Origin of the sequence: Klebsiella sp. 141240 (assembly GCF_050600805.1) — a bacterium.
Lineage (GTDB): Bacteria > Pseudomonadota > Gammaproteobacteria > Enterobacterales > Enterobacteriaceae > Klebsiella > Klebsiella aerogenes.
Map to the genome: position 1 here is coordinate 39,965 of NZ_JAQIRK010000007.1, position 17,121 is coordinate 57,085.

Consider the following 17,121-nt stretch of genomic DNA (forward strand, 5'->3'; position numbering starts at 1 on the left):
ACTTAAAATAGTGCGACTTACAGAGGTATTGAATGAAACGTGCAGTGATTACTGGCTTGGGCATCGTTTCCAGCATCGGTAATAACCAGCAGGAAGTCCTGGCATCTCTGCGTGAAGGACGTTCAGGGATCACTTTCTCTCAGGAGCTGAAGGATTCAGGAATGCGTAGCCACGTATGGGGCAACGTCAAACTGGATACCACGGGCCTCATTGACCGCAAAGTAGTGCGCTTTATGAGCGACGCATCCATTTATGCTTATCTGTCCATGGAGCAGGCGGTAGCCGACGCCGGTCTGGCGCCGGAAGCATACCAGAACAACCCGCGTGTCGGCCTGATTGCAGGTTCCGGCGGCGGTTCCCCGAAATTCCAGGTCTTCGGCGCCGATGCCATGCGTAGCCCGCGTGGTCTGAAAGCCGTGGGCCCATACGTTGTGACTAAAGCGATGGCTTCCGGCGTATCCGCCTGCCTCGCCACGCCGTTTAAAATCCACGGCGTCAACTACTCTATCAGCTCCGCTTGCGCCACTTCCGCACACTGCATCGGTAACGCGGTAGAACAGATTCAGCTGGGCAAACAGGACATCGTCTTTGCCGGCGGCGGCGAAGAGCTGTGCTGGGAAATGGCTTGCGAATTCGACGCCATGGGCGCGCTGTCCACTAAATACAACGATTCTCCGGACAAAGCGTCCCGTACCTATGATGCGAACCGCGACGGTTTCGTTATCGCGGGCGGCGGCGGCATGGTCGTGGTTGAAGAGCTGGAACACGCGCTGGCGCGCGGCGCGCATATTTATGCGGAAATCGTCGGTTACGGCGCGACTTCCGATGGCGCGGACATGGTTGCTCCATCTGGCGAAGGCGCAGTGCGCTGCATGCAGATGGCGATGCACGGCGTTGATACTCCGATCGACTACCTGAACTCCCACGGCACTTCTACTCCGGTAGGCGACGTGAAAGAGCTGGGCGCTATCCGCGAAGTCTTCGGTGACAACAGCCCGGCAATCTCCGCCACCAAAGCGATGACCGGCCACTCTCTGGGCGCCGCAGGCGTACAGGAAGCCATCTACTCTCTGCTGATGCTGGAGCACGGTTTTATCGCGCCAAGCATCAACATCGAAGAGATGGACGAGCAGGCTGCCGGCCTTAACATCGTCACCAAACCGACCGATGCTCAGCTCACCACCGTGATGTCCAACAGCTTCGGCTTCGGCGGCACCAACGCGACCCTGGTTATGCGTAAATACAACGCCTAATCGGTAAGAGTCAAAAAAAGGGGAGCCCGAGGCTCCCCTTTTTTTGACGTCTTGACAGCGCCCGGCAAGAGCAGGCAAATTGCTCGCCATCATTCTCATTCCATCTTCTCGCCTTGCTCTGCAAAACTGGGGTAACGCATGTCCGCAGCGACAAAAACGATAAACAACGCTTCAGAGAATCTTTCGCTATTTCGCATTACCTTTGCGGTTTTTCTGACCTATATGACCGTGGGGTTACCGTTACCGGTTATCCCGCTATTTGTGCACCACGATCTCGGCTTTGGCAACACACTCGTCGGCGTGGCCGTCGGCATCCAGTTTCTCGCCACGGTCTTAACCCGCGGTTATGCCGGGAGACTGGCCGATCAGTACGGCGCGAAACGCTCGGTGCTGCAAGGAATGTTGGCCTGTGCTCTGGCCGGCTGTGCCTGGCTGGCGGCGGCGCTGCTGCCGGTGCCGGTGATGGCCAAATTTGGCCTGCTGGTGCTGGGACGTTTGATTCTCGGTTTTGGTGAAAGCCAACTGCTGACCGGCAACTTAAGCTGGGGACTAGGGCTGGTTGGCCCGCGGCGTTCCGGTAAAGTGATGTCGTGGAACGGCATGGCGATGTACGGGGCGCTGGCGGTGGGCGCCCCGCTGGGGCTGCTGATTTACAGTCGCTTCGGCGTGGCGACGCTGGCCTGCGTTACGATGGCGCTGCCGCTGCTGGCGTGGGCGATTAACGGCACGGTCCGTAAAGTTCCCGCCCACGGCGGCGAACGTCCTTCGCTATGGAGCGTCATCGGTATGATCTGGCGTCCGGGGGTTGGCCTAGGTCTGCAGGGCGTCGGATTTGCGGTGATCGGCACCTTTGTTTCGCTCTATTTCGCCAGCCACGGCTGGGCGATGGCCGGCTTCACGTTGACCGCGTTTGGCGGCGCTTTTGTCCTGATGCGTATTCTGTTCGGCTGGATGCCGGATCGCTTCGGCGGCATTAAGGTGGCGATAGTTTCACTGCTGATTGAAGCTATCGGCCTGACGCTACTGTGGCAAGCGCCGGGCGCCTGGGTGGCGCTGGCGGGCGCCGCTTTGACCGGTTGCGGTTGCTCGCTTATCTTCCCGGCATTGGGCGTTGAGGTAGTCAAACGGGTTCCGGCTCAGGTTCGTGGCACCGCGCTGGGCGGCTATGCCGCGTTTCAGGATATCTCTTACGGCGTCACCGGCCCGCTGGCTGGCCTGCTCGCGACCTCGCTGGGCTATGCTTCCGTGTTCCTGGCCGGGGCGATTTGCGCGGTATTGGGGATTGTGGTCACTCTGTTGACGCTACGTAAATAAATACACAACGGCGGCTATCAGGCCGCCGTTATTGCTTTAGGCTTACAGCACCAGCCACAGCAGAATAATCACTACCAGCAGCGCAATCGCCACCGTCCACGCTTTTTTGCTATACACCGCATGGGGCGAAGGCAGCGACTCGACCGGGGTAATTGCCATTGTCGCCTGGGCGCGAGCTACGCGTAGCGCAAAGACTTTATTTAATAGCGTTAACACCTGCGGGCTGGTTAAGGTCGTCGTGGGCGTCACCTGCCAGTTGCTTTGCGCGAAATCGGCGATTTTCTGCCACTCCTGCGCCTCCAGCGGTTGCTTAAGCGCTGCCTGCAGTGAATTCATCGTCGGCGCGGTTTGCGCGCTCAACGTTTGTCGCGCCTGCAGCCAGTATGAGAGCGGGGTGAAGTGGGTGGCGGGGATCAGCTCGCCGGATTTCACGCCGCACAGCTCAAGCATTGATTGCCAGATAAGCTTGCTCGATTCGCCGGTTGCGGCGGCCAGTTTGGTCACTAACTGATTCAGGGTGTTATGTTCCGCCGGCAGCAAAGGGCGCAGCGTTGGCGTTCGCTGCTGCGGTTGCGGGATCGCCAACTGGCCGTTTTGCAGCAGATGCAGCACGTTCTCCAGTTGCGCCTGCGTCAGCGCGTGCAGCACGGTTTGGCCGTAATTCTGGCGGATATAATCGCTCACCGCCTGACGGTTATTCCCCTGGGTCAGCAGTTCGCTAAGCTGAGCGAGAATTTGCCGGTGGTGGTGGTTTTGCTGAGCGATACTTAAGCGCTGATTCAGGTTGCTCTCAGCCGCGCTGAAATGGCTCGCCAGCAGCGGCGTATCGCCTTTCAGACCCAGATCGTGCTTCACGCAGGCCCACACTTCGGCGTTTTGCTGCGATGTCAGCGTCACCAGACGCGTTATCAGCCGCTCCAGAACGGTGCGTTGCTGCATGGTGAGCGCGTTTGGGCCCACGGCGGATGCGCCGGATGGGCCAGTCCCCGGAGGGCGATCGGACATACCTGAAACGGGTGGTGTCATGATGAATCCTTACCGTAGTACTGTACTTAAGCCGGGTGATGATGTTCCTGGCGGCCAGATTATGGCACACTTCCCCGGTTTACTCTCGTTCTCAGACAGGTACTGAACCGTGAAAATCCTCGTTGATGAAAATATGCCCTATGCGCGTGAGCTTTTTAGCCGTTTGGGAGACGTACAGGCCGTTCCCGGTCGTCCCATTCCGCAGGAAGCGTTAACCGACGCCGACGCGCTGATGGTGCGTTCCGTCACTAAGGTGAATGAAGCGCTGCTCTCCGGTAAGGCGATTAAGTTTGTCGGCACCGCCACCGCAGGTACCGATCATGTGGATCAAGCGTGGCTGCAGCAGGCGGGGATTGGCTTTTCCGCCGCGCCGGGCTGCAATGCGATCGCGGTGGTGGAGTATGTTTTCTCGGCGCTGCTGATGCTCGCCGAGCGCGACGGATTCGCGCTGGCTGACCGTACCGTCGGTATCGTCGGCGTCGGCAACGTTGGCGGGCGTTTGCAAAAACGTCTGGAAGCGCTGGGAATTAAAACATTACTCTGCGATCCGCCGCGCGCCGATCGTGGCGATGAAGGCGACTTCCGCACCCTGCACGAGCTAGTGCAACAGGCGGATATCCTGACTTTCCACACGCCGTTGTTTAAAGACGGGCAGTATAAAACGCAGCATCTGGCCGATGAAGCGCTGATTAGCCGCCTGCAGCCGGGGACTATCCTGATTAACGCCTGCCGTGGTCCGGTGGTGGATAATGCGGCGCTGCTCAAGCGCTTGCAGGCCGGGCAGCAGCTGAGCGTGGTGCTCGACGTCTGGGAACCCGAACCGGATCTGAATACCGAGTTGCTGGCGCGTGTCGATATCGGTACCTCGCATATCGCCGGTTATACCCTTGAAGGCAAAGCGCGCGGCACCACTCAGGTGTTTGAAGCCTATAGCGCGTTCATTGGTCATCCGCAGCAGGTGGCGCTGGATACGCTACTGCCGGCGCCGGAATTTGGCCGCATCACTCTGCACGGCCCGCTCGATCAGGCGACGCTGAAAAGGCTGGTTCATTTGGTGTATGATGTGCGCCGCGATGATGCGCCGCTGCGTAAAGTGGCAGGCATTGCCGGCGAATTCGACAAGCTGCGCAAAAATTATCAGGAACGCCGCGAATGGTCGTCCCTGTACGTACAGTGCAGCGATGAAAAAGCAGCGACGCTGCTGCGTCAGCTCGGTTTTAATGCCGTACATCATCCTGTTCGTTAATATCTTCTTAATGCCCCTGTTGGATAATCCGGCAGGGTCGCTATTTTCTGGAGTACACCACCATGTCTGAAGGCTGGAATATTGCCGTACTGGGCGCAACCGGCGCCGTAGGCGAAGCCCTGCTTGAAACCCTTGCTGAACGCCAGTTTCCGGTAGGCGAAATTTATGCGCTGGCGCGCAATGAAAGCGCGGGCGAACATCTGCGTTATGGTGGCAAATCGGTCATCGTGCAGGACGCCGCCGAATTTGACTGGACCCAGGCCCAGTTGGCCTTCTTCGCCGCGGGCGTCGAAGCCAGCGCGGCGTATGTCGAAGAAGCCACCAACGCCGGTTGTCTGGTTATCGATCTTAGCGGCCTGTTTGCGCTGGAGCCGGACGTGCCGCTGGTGGTGCCGGACGTCAACCCGTTCGTGCTCGGCGACTACCGCAACCGTAACGTGATTGCGGTACCAAACAGCCTGACCAGCCAGCTGCTGACGGCGCTGAAACCGCTTATCGATGATGGCGGCCTGTCGCGTATTACCGTTACCAACCTGCTGTCTGCCTCGGCGCAGGGGAAAAAAGCGGTCGATGCGCTGGCGGGGCAGAGCGCGAAACTGCTGAACGGTATTCCGATTGATGAAGACGATTTCTTTGGTCGCCAGCTGGCTTTCAACATGCTGCCGATTCTGCCGGATCGCGAAGGTAGCGTGCGCGAAGAACGACGTATCGTCGATGAAGCGCGCAAAATTCTGCAGGATGACGGCCTGATGATTTCCGCAAGCGTCGTGCAATCGCCGGTCTTCTATGGCCATGCGCAGATGGTGAATTTTGAAGCGCTGCGTCCGCTGGCGGCCGAGGAGGCGCGCGACGCCTTTACCCGCGGCGAGGATATTGAGCTTTCCGAAGAGGGCGAATTCCCGACGCAGGTCGGCGATGCTTCCGGAAACGCGCGTCTGTCCATCGGCTGCGTGCATAACGATTACGGCATGCCCGAGCAGATTCAGTTCTGGTCGGTTGCCGATAACGTCCGCTTTGGCGGCGCGCTGATGGCGGTGAAAATCGCCGAGAAACTGGTTCAGGAGTATTTGTACTGATGTCTGAACCACAGCAGCAGCCGGTGTATAAAATCGCGCTGGGCATCGAGTACGACGGCAGCAAATACTACGGCTGGCAGCGGCAAAACGAAGTGCGCAGCGTGCAGGAAAAGCTGGAAAAGGCGCTGTCGCAGGTAGCGGCCGAACCGGTACACGTATTCTGCGCCGGGCGTACCGACGCCGGCGTTCACGGTACCGGCCAGGTAGTGCACTTTGAAACCCGCGCCCAGCGTAAAGACGCCGCCTGGACGCTGGGCGTAAATGCGAATTTACCTGGTGACATCGCCGTGCGTTGGGTGAAGCATGTTGCGGACGATTTTCACGCCCGCTTCAGCGCGACGGCCCGTCGTTACCGCTACGTCATCTATAATCACCGCCTGCGTCCGGCGGTGTTGAGCCAGGGGGTGACGCATTATTACCACCCTCTGGATGCCGGGCGGATGCATCGCGCCGCGCAGTGTTTGATTGGCGAGAATGACTTCACCTCGTTTCGCGCGGTGCAATGTCAGTCGCGCACGCCGTGGCGTAACGTGATGCATATCAACGTGACCCGTCATGGCGCTTATGTGGTGGTAGATATCAAAGCGAACGCTTTTGTTCATCATATGGTAAGGAACATCGTCGGCAGCCTGATGGAAGTAGGCGCCGGAAACCAGCCAGAGAGCTGGATTGCAGAACTGCTGGCGGCGAAGGACCGGACTCTGGCTGCCGCGACGGCGAAAGCGGAAGGATTGTATCTGGTGTCGGTGGATTATCCGGCCCATTTCGATCTGCCGGTGATGCCGATGGGCCCGCTGTTTTTGGCGGACTAATATCAGCGCCCCTGTAACAGGGGGCGGTTGTCACTAAAGGCTAAGACAAATATGGACCTGATTCATTTTTTGATTGATTTCATCCTGCATATTGATGTGCACCTTGCGGAGCTGGTCGCGCAGTATGGCGTCTGGGTTTACGCCATCCTGTTCTTGATTCTGTTCTGCGAAACCGGCCTGGTGGTGACGCCGTTCCTGCCCGGAGATTCTCTGCTGTTCGTCGCCGGCGCGCTCTCCGCGCTGCCAACGAACGATCTCAACGTACACCTGATGGTTGCGCTGATGGTCATTGCCGCCGTTATTGGCGATGCCCTGAACTACACCATCGGTAGATTGTTCGGCGAAAAGCTGTTCAGCAATCCGAACTCAAAAATTTTCCGTCGCAGCTATCTCGATAAAACCCATACCTTCTATGAACGCCACGGCGGCAAAACCATCATCCTCGCGCGTTTTGTGCCGATCGTCAGAACCTTTGCGCCGTTTGTGGCGGGAATGGGCCACATGTCCTATCGTCATTTTGCGGCGTACAACGTGGTAGGCGCGCTGCTGTGGGTACTACTGTTCACCTACGCCGGCTACCTGTTCGGTGATTTGCCGATCGTGCAGGAAAATCTGAAGCTGCTGATCGTGGCTATTATCGTCCTGTCGGTACTGCCTGGCGTTATCGAAGTGATTCGCCATCGCCGGGCGGCGGCAAAGCAGGCTAAATAGGCCCTTAGCGGCATTTTCGCCGGGCGTTGCTATGACGTCCGGCGCGCAAAGTGTGAGCGGTTCGACCACTTTTTTATCCCATGTTACGGGATGTTATGATTTAATGTGCAACATTCATGGTCTGTGAGGGGCAAAAGTGGCATTATGCGCCCCTTGCGACAAAACTGGCATCGACCAGGTTCAGGTAGAAAGGTTATCAATGAGCTGGATTGAACGAATTAAAAGCAATATAACCCCCACCCGTAAGGCAAGTATTCCTGAAGGTGTATGGACCAAGTGCGACAGCTGCGGTCAGGTACTGTACCGCGCAGAGCTGGAGCGCAACCTGGAGGTTTGCCCTAAGTGCGATCACCACATGCGTATGTCGGCGCGCAACCGCCTGCATAGCCTGCTGGACGAAGGTTCTCTCGTGGAGCTGGGTAGCGAGCTCGAGCCAAAGGATGTGCTGAAGTTCCGCGATTCGAAAAAGTATAAAGACCGTCTGGCCTCTGCACAGAAAGAGACCGGCGAGAAAGACGCGCTGGTGGTGATGAAAGGCACCCTGCACGGCATGCCTGTCGTGGCGGCGGCGTTTGAATTCGCCTTTATGGGCGGTTCGATGGGTTCCGTTGTCGGCGCGCGTTTCGTCCGCGCGGTTGAGCAGGCGCTGGAAGACAACTGCCCGCTAATCTGCTTCTCCGCTTCCGGCGGCGCCCGTATGCAGGAAGCGCTGATGTCGCTGATGCAGATGGCGAAGACCTCTGCGGCGCTGGCGAAAATGCAGGAACGCGGTTTACCGTACATCTCCGTGCTGACCGACCCGACCATGGGCGGCGTCTCCGCGAGCTTCGCGATGCTGGGCGATCTTAATATCGCCGAGCCGAAAGCGCTGATCGGATTCGCCGGTCCTCGCGTTATCGAGCAGACCGTGCGTGAGAAGCTGCCGCCGGGATTCCAGCGCAGTGAGTTCCTGATTGAGAAAGGGGCGATCGACATGATTATCCGTCGTCCTGAAATGCGTCTGAAATTAGCCAGCATCCTGGCGAAACTGATGAATCTTCCTTCGCCGCAGGCCGATGCGCCTCACGAAGGCGAGGTGGTACCACCGGTACCGGATCAGGAACCAGAGGCCTGATAATGCAGAGGGCAGGGCCGACAGGCGCTGCCCTTTTTTTTACCGTTAACTTTCGCGGACATCATGGAAAAAGATCCTATTCCTCAGGCCACGTCGCCCCTGGCTACGTGGCTTTCTTATCTGGAGCATCTGCACAGTAAAGCCATCGACCTGGGGCTTTCGCGGGTGAGCGAAGTCGCCGGACGGATGGCGATACTAAAACCGGCGCCGTTTGTCTTTACCGTGGCGGGTACCAACGGTAAAGGCACCACCTGCCGGACGCTGGAATCCGTGCTGATGGCGGCGGGCTATAAAGTTGGCGTATATAGTTCGCCGCATCTGGTGCGCTATACCGAACGCGTGCGAATTCAGGGCGCCGAGCTGCCAGAAGCGGCGCATACCGCCTCATTTGCCGAAATCGAAGCGGCGCGCGGCGATATCTCGCTGAGCTATTTTGAATTTGGCACGCTGTCCGCGCTATGGCTGTTTAAGCAGGCGCAGCTGGATGTGGTTATCCTGGAGGTGGGCCTCGGTGGACGCCTGGATGCCACGAATATCGTCGATGCCGACGTGGCGGTGGTCACCAGCATCGCGCTGGATCATACCGACTGGCTGGGGCCGGATCGTGAAAGCATTGGCCGTGAAAAAGCGGGTATCTTCCGCGCCGGTAAACCGGCGGTGGTGGGCGAACCCGATATGCCGCAGACGATTGCCGACGTGGCGAATGAAAAGGGCGCGACGCTGCTGCGCCGCGACCATGACTGGCGCTATAGCGTGACGGACCAGTCATGGAACTTTTCCGATGGTCAGGGCGAGTTGGCAGGGCTACCGTTGCCGCAGGTTCCATTGCCCAACGCCGCGACGGCGCTGGCGGCGCTGCGCGCCAGCGGGCTTAACGTCGATGAACAGGCGCTGCGCGACGGCATTCATCACGCCATGCTCCCGGGCCGCTTTCAGATTATCAGCGACGCGCCGCGGGTGATCCTCGATGTCGCGCATAACCCGCATGCGGCGGCTTATCTCGCCGGGCGTCTCAAAACCTTAGCGAAAACGGGGCGCGTACTGGCGGTTATTGGTATGCTGCATGATAAAGATATCGCCGGAACCCTGGCGAATCTGGCGCCTGAAGTAGATGCGTGGTACTGCGCGCCGCTGGAAGGGCCGCGCGGCGCCACGGCGGACCAGCTGATTACGCATCTGCGTGCGGGCCAACGTTATGACAGCGTAGCGCAGGCGTGGCATGCCGCTATGGCGGATGCCAAAGCCGAAGATACGGTGCTGGTGTGTGGTTCCTTCCACACGGTAGCGCATGTAATGGAAGAGATAGACGCGGGGAGAATCGGTGGCGAGTAAGTTTCAGAACCGTTTAGTCGGGACGATTGTACTGGTAGCGCTGGGGGTAATTATTCTCCCGGGTCTGCTCGACGGTCAGAAAAAACATTATCAGGATGAGTTTGCGGCGATCCCGTTGGTGCCGAAGCCGGGCGATCGCGATGAGCCGGATATGCTGCCGGCGGCTACCCAGGCGCTGCCTTCGCAGCCGCCGGAAGGCGCCGCGGAAGAGGTGAGAGCGGGAGACGCCGCGGCGCCATCGCTGGATCCGTCGCGCATCCCGGTGAACAACAATAGCTTCGATGAAGTTCAGGAGCCGGTGGTGGCCGCCAAGCCGCAGCCGAAACCACAGCCGAAGCCGGTTGAGAAACCGCAGCCGCAGCAGGTCGCGCAGACGCCGCCGCCGGCGAAACCGCAGCCGCAACCACAGCCGCAACAGCAGCAGGCCGCTATTCCGGCGCCGACCGGAAAAGCCTATGTGGTGCAGTTAGGGGCGTTGAAGAATGCCGATAAGGTTAACGAAATCGTAGGTAAGCTGCGTTCCTCGGGCTTTAAAGCCTGGACATCGCCATCCACGCCGGTTCAGGGTAAAATTACCCGTATTCTGGTGGGACCGGATGCGTCGAAAGACAAGCTGAAGGGGCAACTCGGCGAGCTGCAGCAGATTTCTGGCCTGAGCGGCGTGGTCATGGGGTATAGCCCGAATTAAAAAATGACATCCGCTCTGATTGGGCGAGCTGGCAGGCGGGTTAACCTGCTGAAACCCTTGCCGGATACGCCCTGAAGAGGCGTCAGGCAGTATGGCGTTGAATGTTTTTTCAGCGCCATTTTTATTTCTGTAGGGCACGGAAATCCCTACGCAAACGTTTTCTTTTTCTGTTAGAATGCGCCCCGAACTGGACGACAGGGCGTAAAATCGTGGGATGTATATGGTCTGGATTGATTACGCCATTATTGCGGTAATTGGTTTTTCCTGTTTGGTTAGCCTTATCCGCGGCTTTGTTCGTGAAGCGTTATCGCTGGTGACATGGGGATGTGCCTTCTTTGTCGCCAGTCATTACTACACTTACCTGGCTGTCTGGTTCACGGGCTTTGAAGACGAACTGGTCCGAAATGGGATTGCTATCGCGATATTGTTTATCGCAACGCTTATCGTCGGCGCTATCGTTAACTATGTGATAGGCGCTCTGGTAGAGAAAACCGGTCTGTCAGGAACAGACAGGGTGTTGGGGATCTGTTTTGGCGCCCTGCGCGGCGTGCTTATCGTCTCCGCTATTCTGTTCTTTCTCGATAGCTTCACCGGTATGGCAAAAAGTGAAGACTGGCAAAAGTCTGAGCTTATCCCGCAGTTCAGTTTCGTTATCAGATGGTTCTTTGACTATCTGCAGAGCTCGTCAAGTTTCTTGCCCAAAGCATAAGCGTTGGGATGTAGCTTAACGAGGAAAAGACGTATGTGCGGTATTGTCGGTATCGCCGGTGTTATGCCGGTAAACCAGTCGATTTATGACGCGTTAACGGTGCTTCAGCATCGTGGGCAGGATGCCGCGGGCATCATCACCATTGATGCGAATAACTGCTTCCGTTTGCGTAAAGCTAACGGGCTGGTGAGCGATGTGTTCGAAGCGCGCCACATGCAGCGTATGCAGGGAAATATGGGGATTGGCCACGTCCGTTACCCAACGGCAGGCAGTTCCAGCGCTTCTGAAGCGCAGCCTTTTTACGTTAACTCGCCCTACGGCATTACGTTGGCCCATAATGGCAACCTGACCAATGCCCACGAGCTGCGTCAAAAGCTGTTTGAAGAAAAACGCCGCCACATCAACACCACCTCCGATTCCGAAATTCTGCTCAATATCTTCGCCAGCGAGCTGGATAATTTCCGTCATTACCCGCTGGAAGCCGATAACATTTTCGCCGCGATTGCCGCGACGAACCGCCAGATTCGCGGCGCGTACGCCTGCGTGGCGATGATTATCGGCCACGGTATGGTCGCCTTCCGCGACCCGAACGGTATCCGTCCGCTGGTGCTCGGCAAGCGCGATATCGGCGATGGCCGCACCGAGTACATGGTCGCCTCCGAAAGCGTGGCGCTGGATACACTGGGCTTTGAATTTCTGCGTGACGTCGCGCCGGGAGAAGCGGTCTACATCACCGAGAAAGGCCAACTGTTTACCCGCCAGTGCGCGGAAAACCCGGTCAGCAACCCATGCCTGTTCGAATACGTCTATTTCGCGCGTCCGGACTCCTTTATCGACAAGATTTCCGTCTATAGCGCCCGTGTGAACATGGGCACGAAGCTTGGCGAGAAAATTGCCCGTGAGTGGGAAGATCTGGATATCGATGTCGTTATTCCGATCCCGGAAACCTCCTGCGATATCGCCCTGGAGATTGCTCGTATCCTCGATAAACCCTATCGTCAGGGCTTTGTCAAAAACCGCTATGTTGGCCGTACCTTTATCATGCCGGGCCAGCAGCTGCGCCGTAAATCCGTGCGCCGTAAGCTGAACGCCAACCGCGCCGAATTCCGTGATAAGAACGTGCTGCTGGTGGATGACTCTATCGTTCGCGGCACCACTTCTGAACAGATTATCGAAATGGCGCGCGAAGCCGGCGCGAAGAAAGTGTATCTGGCCTCCGCGGCGCCGGAAATTCGCTTCCCGAACGTTTACGGTATCGATATGCCGACCGCCAACGAGCTTATCGCCCACGGTCGCGAAGTTGACGAGATCCGTCAGATCATCGGCGCTGATGGCCTGATTTTCCAGGATCTGGACGATCTGATCGAAGCGGTACGCGCTGAGAACCCGGACATTCAACAGTTCGAGTGTTCGGTCTTTAACGGCGTGTACGTCACCAAAGACGTTGACCAACAGTATCTCGATTATCTTGATTCGCTGCGTAACGACGATGCCAAAGCGGTCCAACTGCAAACCGAAGTTGAAAACTTAGAGATGCATAACGAAGGCTAATTGGTCCCTTGTCGCTGGCCCGCCGTCTTTCGAAGACCGCGGGCCTTTTTATTTTTACCCGCCAGGTTGCGTCGGGGACTATAATCCGGCAAAGTCTGCGGCATTACGCGCAAGAGGAATACATCGTGAAACGACTCATTATCGGCATTTCCGGCGCCAGCGGCGCGATTTACGGCGTACGCCTGCTACAGGTATTGCGTGACGTCGCGGAGGTCGAGACCCATCTGATAATGAGCCAGGCTGCACGTCAGACGCTGTCGCTGGAAACCGACTACTCGCTGCGGGAAGTGCAGGCGCTGGCCGATGTGGTACACGACGCGCGCGATATCGCCGCCAGCATCTCCTCCGGCTCGTTTAAAACCAGTGGAATGGTTATTCTACCGTGCTCGATGAAAACGCTCTCTGGCATCGTCAATAGCTATACCGACGGTCTGCTGACCCGCGCGGCGGACGTGGTGTTAAAAGAGCGCCGCCCGCTGGTGCTTTGCGTACGCGAGACGCCGTTCCACCTGGGGCATCTGCGTTTAATGGTGCAGGCGGCGGAAATGGGCGCGGTGATGATGCCGCCGGTGCCGGCCTTCTATCATCGTCCGCAGACGCTGGACGATGTGATTAATCAGACGGTTAATCGGGTTGTCGATCAGTTCGATATTGAGCTGCCGCAGGACCTGTTTACCCGCTGGCAAGGCGGAGCATGATGCACCTGTTTGGTGCATTTTATTTACCTTTGCCTTCCGCTGGTGCATTTTTGTTGTCCTGATCAAATCCTCGACATTTAATTTGTTTTTTTGCGTTTTGCCGCTGCGGTTTATCCGCCAATGCTGGTATCTTCCCTCTTAAGACAATCTTGCAACTTTATATTAACAAATTTAACGCTGTTACCGGCACGCACCGGGAAAATGGCATAAAACCTGCAAGAACCGTCGGCAACATACATAACCAGACAGCGCACAACATAACAACATCACGACACTTAAGGGCTTTCTATGAAGAAGACGATCCTGGCTCTCTCGTTAATCATGGGAATCAGCAGCGCCGCCAGCGTATCTGCGGCGCTGCCGCAAAGTATCCGCATCGGCACCGATACCACCTATGCGCCTTTCTCGTCGAAGGATTCGAAGGGCAACTTTATTGGCTTTGACATCGATCTGGGCAATGAACTGTGCTCGCGCATCAAGGTGAAGTGCACCTGGGTGGGCAGCGATTTTGACGCGCTGATCCCCTCGCTGAAAGCGAAGAAAATCGACGCGATTATCTCGTCGCTGTCGATTACCGAAAAACGCCAGCAGGAGATTGCTTTCTCTGACAAACTGTACGCGGCAGATTCTCGTCTGATCGCGGCAAAAGGCTCGCCGATTCAGCCTACGCTGGAGTCGCTGAAAGGCAAGCATGTTGGCGTACTGCAGGGCTCTACTCAGGAGGCCTATGCCAACGAACGCTGGCGCAGCCAGGGCGTGGATGTTGTCGCCTATGCTAACCAGGATCTGATCTATTCCGACCTCGCCGCAGGGCGCCTTGATGCGGCGCTGCAGGATGAAGTCGCGGCCAGTGAAGGTTTCCTCAAACAACCTGCCGGTAAAGACTACGCCTTTGCCGGTCCTTCCGTTAAAGACAAAAAATACTTCGGCGATGGTACCGGCATCGGCCTGCGCAAAGAAGATGGCGAGCTGAAAGCCGCTTTCGACAAAGCGCTGGGTGAAATGCGTAAAGACGGCACCTACGACAAAATGGCGAAGAAATACTTCAACTTTAACGTCTACGGCGATTAAGACTGTAGCGGTCTGGTTATGCCAGGCCGCTCCATTGCGACGCGGTTATTGTTGCCCTTGATAGGTGCAAGCGGTTGACGGCTTGCACCAGAATGGGGCGATAGCAGTTTTTCTTTGTTCAGAAAATGCATAGTTAAGCGTTTCTGATGCAAAAAAATCTGCTTTCCTGCGCATTTTGCTTTGCCTTGGCAGGGCGAATAATGGCACGATAACTGGCGTAAGTGCTTCTAATAAACCCGTTAGAATGACAGTCTGTTGAGGATAATTATGAAAAAACTGGCGTTGTCTCTTTCTTTGGCGCTGGCCCTTTCCAGCGTTTCCACGGTATTCGCAGCCATTCCACAGAAAATCCGTATTGGTACCGATCCTACTTATGCGCCGTTCGAATCGAAGAATGCGCAGGGGCAATTGATCGGTTTTGACATCGATCTGGCGAAAGAGCTGTGTAAGCGTATTAATACCCAATGTACCTTCGTTGAAAACCCGCTGGATGCGCTGATCCCCTCGTTAAAAGCGAAGAAAATCGATGCGATTATGTCCTCGCTGTCGATTACCGAAAAGCGCCAGCAGGAAATTGCCTTCACCGACAAACTTTATGCTGCTGACTCCCGTCTGGTGGTGAAAAAGGGCAGCGATATTACGCCAGACCTGAGCAAGCTGAAAGGCAAGCGCATTGGCGTACTGCAGGGCACCACTCAGGAAACCTACGGCAACGAGCATTGGGCGCCGAAAGGCATTGAAATTGTCTCCTATCAGGGCCAGGACAATATCTATTCCGACCTGACTGCGGGCCGTATTGACGCCGCGTTCCAGGATGAGGTCGCTGCCAGCGAAGGTTTCCTCAAACAGCCGATTGGCAAAGATTATCAGTTTGGCGGCCCGTCCATTAAGGATGAGAAGTTGTTTGGCGTCGGTACCGGCATGGGCCTGCGTAAAGACGACACCGAGCTGCGTGAAGCGCTAAATAAAGCTTTCGCCGAGATGCGTAAAGACGGCACTTACGACAAGCTGGCGAAGAAATATTTCGACTTTAACGTGTACGGCGACTAATCATCGTTAGTACCTCGCCGCACGCGTTTTCACGTGCGGCGATCGATGACAGACAGGGCAGACAGCATGCTGTACGGGTTCTCACAGGTTATTTTTCAGGGCGCGCTGGTCACCCTTGAGCTGGCGCTTAGCTCGGTGGTGCTGGCGGTCCTTATCGGGCTGGTGGGCGCGGGGGCGAAACTATCCGCCAACCGGCCTATGGCGCTGGTGTTTGAAGGCTATACCACGTTGATCCGCGGGGTGCCGGATCTGGTGCTGATGCTGCTGATTTTCTATGGGCTGCAGATCGCCCTTAACAGCATTACCGATGCATTAGGCATGGCGCAATTTGATATTGATCCGATGATTGCCGGTATTATCACCCTCGGCTTTATCTATGGCGCGTACTTCACCGAAACCTTCCGCGGCGCGTTTCTGGCGGTGCCGAAAGGCCATATTGAAGCGGCGACGGCATTTGGCTTCAGCGGCTGGCAGACGTTCCGCCGCATCCTGTTTCCGGCGATGATGCGCTATGCGCTGCCCGGTATCGGCAACAACTGGCAGGTCATTCTCAAAGCCACCGCGCTGGTGTCGCTGCTCGGTCTGGAAGACGTGGTGAAGGCAACGCAGCTGGCGGGCAAAAGTACCTGGCAGCCGTTCTATTTCGCTATCGTCTGTGGGGCGATCTATCTGGTGTTTACCACGATTTCCAATGGTGTGCTGCTGCTGCTTGAACGCCGCTACTCCGTGGGTGTGAAGAGGGCTGACCTGTGATTGAAATTATTCAGGAGTACTGGAAATCCCTGCTGTGGACCGACGGTTACCGTTTTACCGGCGTGGCGATCACCCTGTGGCTGTTGATTGCTTCAGTGGTGATGGGCGGCATCCTCGCGGTGTTTCTCGCCATCGGGCGCGTATCGAGCAATAAATACATTCAGTTTCCGATCTGGCTGTTTACCTATATTTTCCGCGGTACGCCGCTGTACGTGCAGCTGCTGGTGTTTTACTCCGGGATGTATACGCTGGAAATCGTCAAAGGCAGCGATCTATTGAATGCGTTTTTCCGCAGCGGCCTGAACTGTACGGTGTTGGCATTGACCTTAAATACCTGCGCCTACACCACCGAGATTTTTGCCGGGGCGATTCGTTCGGTGGCGCCGGGCGAGATTGAAGCTGCGCGGGCTTACGGCTTTTCGTCAGTTAAGCTGTATCGCTGCATTATTTTGCCCTCTGCGCTACGTATTGCGTTACCCGCGTACAGCAACGAAGTCATTCTGATGCTGCACTCGACGGCGCTGGCGTTTACCGCCACGGTGCCGGATTTGCTGAAAATCGCGCGCGATATTAACTCGGCGACCTATCAGCCGTTTACCGCTTTTGGTATCGCCGCGGTACTGTACTTAATTATTTCGTATGTGCTGATTAGCTTGTTCCGCAAGGCGGAAAAGCGCTGGCTGCAGCATATCAAACCTTCTTCGACGCACTGAGAAA

At 56.8% G+C, this 17,121-nt stretch carries 18 protein-coding genes; 16 read left to right on the forward strand and 2 right to left on the reverse strand.

What is annotated here, in order from left to right; translation table 11 throughout:
- Positions 1-32: 32 nt before the first annotated feature.
- Both fabB and PGQ95_RS14320 read left to right on the forward strand, forming a co-directional pair.
- Positions 33-1,253, forward strand: a complete 1,221-nt coding sequence (fabB, locus tag PGQ95_RS14315) for a beta-ketoacyl-ACP synthase I (protein WP_015706178.1) — start codon at positions 33-35, stop codon at positions 1,251-1,253.
- Between the two features lie 138 nt (positions 1,254-1,391).
- The gene (locus PGQ95_RS14320; RefSeq protein ID WP_113374314.1) at positions 1,392-2,567 is read left to right on the forward strand and encodes an MFS transporter; all 1,176 of its coding nucleotides are present in this window, start codon (positions 1,392-1,394) and stop codon (positions 2,565-2,567) included.
- Between the two features lie 42 nt (positions 2,568-2,609).
- Here the strand turns inward: PGQ95_RS14320 and flk are convergent, their stop codons facing one another.
- Positions 2,610-3,593: a flagella biosynthesis regulator Flk gene (gene flk, locus PGQ95_RS14325; protein ID WP_162750211.1), complete on the reverse strand. Its 984-nt coding sequence runs from the start codon at positions 3,591-3,593 to the stop codon at positions 2,610-2,612.
- Positions 3,594-3,702: 109 nt separating this feature from the next.
- Here flk and pdxB point away from each other — a divergent pair, with 109 nt between their 5' ends.
- From pdxB to PGQ95_RS14375, 10 genes are all read left to right on the forward strand, one after another.
- Positions 3,703-4,839 (forward strand): 4-phosphoerythronate dehydrogenase PdxB, encoded by a 1,137-nt coding sequence (gene pdxB, locus PGQ95_RS14330; protein ID WP_430918472.1) that lies wholly within the window; start codon positions 3,703-3,705, stop codon positions 4,837-4,839.
- Between the two features lie 62 nt (positions 4,840-4,901).
- Positions 4,902-5,915, forward strand: coding sequence for an aspartate-semialdehyde dehydrogenase (locus PGQ95_RS14335; RefSeq protein ID WP_045364476.1), 1,014 nt, complete (start codon positions 4,902-4,904; stop codon positions 5,913-5,915).
- On the forward strand, positions 5,915-6,727 hold the full coding sequence (gene truA, locus PGQ95_RS14340; protein WP_015365552.1) for a tRNA pseudouridine(38-40) synthase TruA: 813 nt from the start codon (positions 5,915-5,917) through the stop codon (positions 6,725-6,727). Before PGQ95_RS14335 ends, truA begins: the two co-directional genes overlap by 1 nt.
- Before the next feature lie 51 nt (positions 6,728-6,778).
- The gene (locus tag PGQ95_RS14345) at positions 6,779-7,438 is read left to right on the forward strand and encodes a DedA family protein (protein WP_087860098.1); all 660 of its coding nucleotides are present in this window, start codon (positions 6,779-6,781) and stop codon (positions 7,436-7,438) included.
- A gap of 199 nt (positions 7,439-7,637) precedes the next feature.
- The gene (gene accD / locus PGQ95_RS14350) at positions 7,638-8,552 is read left to right on the forward strand and encodes an acetyl-CoA carboxylase, carboxyltransferase subunit beta (RefSeq protein WP_015365554.1); all 915 of its coding nucleotides are present in this window, start codon (positions 7,638-7,640) and stop codon (positions 8,550-8,552) included.
- Between the two features lie 63 nt (positions 8,553-8,615).
- Positions 8,616-9,884, forward strand: coding sequence for a bifunctional tetrahydrofolate synthase/dihydrofolate synthase (gene folC / locus PGQ95_RS14355; RefSeq protein WP_087860099.1), 1,269 nt, complete (start codon positions 8,616-8,618; stop codon positions 9,882-9,884).
- Positions 9,874-10,572: a cell division protein DedD gene (gene dedD, locus PGQ95_RS14360; protein ID WP_045391498.1), complete on the forward strand. Its 699-nt coding sequence runs from the start codon at positions 9,874-9,876 to the stop codon at positions 10,570-10,572. Before folC ends, dedD begins: the two co-directional genes overlap by 11 nt.
- 220 nt (positions 10,573-10,792) lie before the next feature.
- On the forward strand, positions 10,793-11,281 hold the full coding sequence (gene cvpA, locus PGQ95_RS14365) for a colicin V production protein (RefSeq protein WP_015706172.1): 489 nt from the start codon (positions 10,793-10,795) through the stop codon (positions 11,279-11,281).
- A gap of 33 nt (positions 11,282-11,314) precedes the next feature.
- Positions 11,315-12,832: an amidophosphoribosyltransferase gene (purF, locus tag PGQ95_RS14370; RefSeq protein WP_047043320.1), complete on the forward strand. Its 1,518-nt coding sequence runs from the start codon at positions 11,315-11,317 to the stop codon at positions 12,830-12,832.
- Positions 12,833-12,957: 125 nt separating this feature from the next.
- Positions 12,958-13,530, forward strand: a complete 573-nt coding sequence (locus PGQ95_RS14375; RefSeq protein ID WP_430918475.1) for a UbiX family flavin prenyltransferase — start codon at positions 12,958-12,960, stop codon at positions 13,528-13,530.
- Positions 13,531-13,640: 110 nt separating this feature from the next.
- Here PGQ95_RS14375 and PGQ95_RS14380 read toward each other — a convergent pair whose 3' ends face one another.
- Positions 13,641-13,769 carry a hypothetical protein gene (locus PGQ95_RS14380; RefSeq protein ID WP_161798742.1) on the reverse strand — a complete coding sequence of 43 codons (129 nt, stop codon included), beginning with the start codon at positions 13,767-13,769 and terminating at the stop codon, positions 13,641-13,643.
- 49 nt (positions 13,770-13,818) lie between these two features.
- On the opposite strand from PGQ95_RS14380, the gene argT reads away from it, so the two are divergent.
- The 4 genes from argT (at position 13,819) to PGQ95_RS14400 (ending at position 17,117) form a co-directional block, all read left to right on the forward strand.
- Complete coding sequence (gene argT, locus PGQ95_RS14385) at positions 13,819-14,601, forward strand: lysine/arginine/ornithine ABC transporter substrate-binding protein ArgT (protein ID WP_015365561.1); 783 nt, start codon at positions 13,819-13,821, stop codon at positions 14,599-14,601.
- A 267-nt stretch (positions 14,602-14,868) separates the two neighbouring features.
- Positions 14,869-15,651 (forward strand): histidine ABC transporter substrate-binding protein HisJ, encoded by a 783-nt coding sequence (gene hisJ, locus PGQ95_RS14390; protein WP_015365563.1) that lies wholly within the window; start codon positions 14,869-14,871, stop codon positions 15,649-15,651.
- 66 nt (positions 15,652-15,717) lie between these two features.
- The gene (locus PGQ95_RS14395; protein ID WP_015365564.1) at positions 15,718-16,404 is read left to right on the forward strand and encodes a histidine ABC transporter permease HisQ; all 687 of its coding nucleotides are present in this window, start codon (positions 15,718-15,720) and stop codon (positions 16,402-16,404) included.
- Positions 16,401-17,117 carry an ABC transporter permease gene (locus tag PGQ95_RS14400; protein WP_015365565.1) on the forward strand — a complete coding sequence of 239 codons (717 nt, stop codon included), beginning with the start codon at positions 16,401-16,403 and terminating at the stop codon, positions 17,115-17,117. The genes PGQ95_RS14395 and PGQ95_RS14400 overlap by 4 nt, the downstream gene beginning before the upstream one ends.
- The last annotated feature ends 4 nt before the right edge of the window (positions 17,118-17,121 follow it).

What these genes read in the sequence shown, in the direction of transcription:
- fabB (WP_015706178.1), top strand. Translation starts at nt 33, where the DNA reads ATGAAACGTGCAGTGATTACTGGCTTGGGCATCGTTTCCAGCATCGGT.
- PGQ95_RS14320 (WP_113374314.1), top strand. Translation starts at nt 1,392, where the DNA reads ATGTCCGCAGCGACAAAAACGATAAACAACGCTTCAGAGAATCTTTCG.
- flk (WP_162750211.1), bottom strand. Translation starts at nt 3,593, where the DNA reads ATGACACCACCCGTTTCAGGTATGTCCGATCGCCCTCCGGGGACTGGC.
- PGQ95_RS14335 (WP_045364476.1), top strand. Translation starts at nt 4,902, where the DNA reads ATGTCTGAAGGCTGGAATATTGCCGTACTGGGCGCAACCGGCGCCGTA.
- truA (WP_015365552.1), top strand. Translation starts at nt 5,915, where the DNA reads ATGTCTGAACCACAGCAGCAGCCGGTGTATAAAATCGCGCTGGGCATC.
- PGQ95_RS14345 (WP_087860098.1), top strand. Translation starts at nt 6,779, where the DNA reads ATGGACCTGATTCATTTTTTGATTGATTTCATCCTGCATATTGATGTG.
- accD (WP_015365554.1), top strand. Translation starts at nt 7,638, where the DNA reads ATGAGCTGGATTGAACGAATTAAAAGCAATATAACCCCCACCCGTAAG.
- folC (WP_087860099.1), top strand. Translation starts at nt 8,616, where the DNA reads ATGGAAAAAGATCCTATTCCTCAGGCCACGTCGCCCCTGGCTACGTGG.
- cvpA (WP_015706172.1), top strand. Translation starts at nt 10,793, where the DNA reads ATGGTCTGGATTGATTACGCCATTATTGCGGTAATTGGTTTTTCCTGT.
- purF (WP_047043320.1), top strand. Translation starts at nt 11,315, where the DNA reads ATGTGCGGTATTGTCGGTATCGCCGGTGTTATGCCGGTAAACCAGTCG.
- PGQ95_RS14380 (WP_161798742.1), bottom strand. Translation starts at nt 13,769, where the DNA reads ATGTATGTTGCCGACGGTTCTTGCAGGTTTTATGCCATTTTCCCGGTG.
- argT (WP_015365561.1), top strand. Translation starts at nt 13,819, where the DNA reads ATGAAGAAGACGATCCTGGCTCTCTCGTTAATCATGGGAATCAGCAGC.
- hisJ (WP_015365563.1), top strand. Translation starts at nt 14,869, where the DNA reads ATGAAAAAACTGGCGTTGTCTCTTTCTTTGGCGCTGGCCCTTTCCAGC.
- PGQ95_RS14395 (WP_015365564.1), top strand. Translation starts at nt 15,718, where the DNA reads ATGCTGTACGGGTTCTCACAGGTTATTTTTCAGGGCGCGCTGGTCACC.